The following is a 544-nucleotide window of genomic DNA, read 5'->3' on the forward strand; positions in this document are numbered from 1 at the left end:
GTAACAGCCTTTTCTAATATCCGTAGTAATGGATTAATCGCCATTAGCTTAAAAGAAGATGATGAGTTAGTTAACGTAGTAACGACTAATGGCAATCAGAAGATGATTATCGGAACACATGCAGGATACTCTGTCACATTTGATGAAAATACTGTACGTGATATGGGCCGGACAGCATCAGGTGTTCGTGGAATCCGTCTCCGCGAAAATGATTATGTGGTCGGCGCAGCGATTCTGGATGAAAATAAAGAAGTCCTAGTCATTACTGAAAATGGTTATGGTAAGCGTACAAAAGCCTCTGAATATCCAGTTAAAGGACGTGGCGGTAAAGGGATTAAGACAGCAAATATCACTGAGAAAAATGGTCCATTAGCTGGTTTAACCACGGTCAATGGTGATGAAGATATCTTATTGATTACGAACAAAGGCGTCATTATCCGCTTTAACGTTGATTCTGTTTCTCAAACAGGACGCGCAACATTAGGGGTTCGTTTAATGAGAATGGAAGATGGTGCCAAAGTGGTAACAATGGCTGTTGTAGAAC

General features: G+C 40.8%; 1 protein-coding gene. It reads left to right on the forward strand.

Features of this window, described 5'->3' with window-relative positions; genetic code table 11:
• A partial coding sequence (locus ACU8YE_RS24160; protein WP_446929897.1) for a DNA gyrase C-terminal beta-propeller domain-containing protein occupies positions 1–544 on the forward strand: 544 nt, incomplete at both ends.

This window comes from Ralstonia sp. VS2407 (genome assembly GCF_052950655.1).